This is a genomic window from Pseudomonas sp. Sample_14 (assembly GCF_004307515.1).
GTDB lineage: Bacteria > Pseudomonadota > Gammaproteobacteria > Pseudomonadales > Pseudomonadaceae > Aquipseudomonas > Aquipseudomonas atacamensis.
In genome coordinates, this window is record NZ_RCOC01000048.1 from 1 (window position 1) to 855 (window position 855).

Below are 855 nucleotides of genomic sequence, written 5' to 3' on the forward strand. Positions count from 1 at the left end.
TACGTCGCCGCCGGCGATGAACTCAGCTGCTTTCTGAACAGTGTGGTCATCCTGTACATGGACGCGTTTCTTGCCGTCCTTGCTATGGGTTTCGACGTTGTGTTCATCTCCGGACGAGGACAAATAGATGTTGCGACGGCATCGAACTGCAGGTCACCGCCGCTTTTACGCTCGACGCGAATTTGAAGGTGGCCTGTCCCCGTTTGTCTCTCGAAAGGTGGTCTGTCCCCATTTATCCGGTCCCCATTTATTCGCTTTTCTTTCAATCGTCGGGAATCTCGATATGAAACGAATCTGCATCAATTTTCAAAGACATCCATCCTGGCCCAGGCAAAACATTTATTTCACCCTCAAGAAAATACTCACTTGCAGACTTATCGACTTTAGGCCCACTAATAAACTCCTCGACAAACTCATTACCTGAGGAACTCTTTCGATCGAGAGAATATTCACAGATAACTTTTCTCAACACACTCACACCCGAAAAGACCAGCCAGCAGTCACCCACATATTCATGCATTGCGTGCAAACCTTCACTCTTGCTCTCGTATCTGACCCATTCACCACCCTCGCTTCGAGCGTGTAACAAACCATTTACAAGACTCCATTCAACATACTCCACATCTCTAGCGGGATCGTAAATGTAATGAACAGGAAAAATACTTTCGCCCTTAGGACACTCATCTTCATCACACTGTACGATCCGAGCGCCATCCGCCGCTGTTACCAACTTCGTTTTTTTCAAGGCTAGGCCTCTTTCGACATAAAGGCGAACTACTCCATTTTCGAGCTCAAAGCCTCCATATACGCAGTCAAATGTGACGAGGGAATCAAACATCGCTGAAACTATCATTT

General features: G+C 46.9%; 2 protein-coding genes. One reads left to right on the forward strand and one right to left on the reverse strand.

Annotation, left to right across the window (positions count from 1 at the left end):
* The coding region (locus tag D8U61_RS27895) for a hypothetical protein (protein ID WP_206663083.1) at positions 1-186 on the forward strand (186 nt) is incomplete at its 5' end.
* Positions 187-262: 76 nt separating this feature from the next.
* On the opposite strand, the gene D8U61_RS11185 is transcribed toward D8U61_RS27895, so the two are convergent.
* The coding region (locus tag D8U61_RS11185; protein ID WP_130926922.1) for a hypothetical protein at positions 263-855 on the reverse strand (593 nt) is incomplete at its 5' end.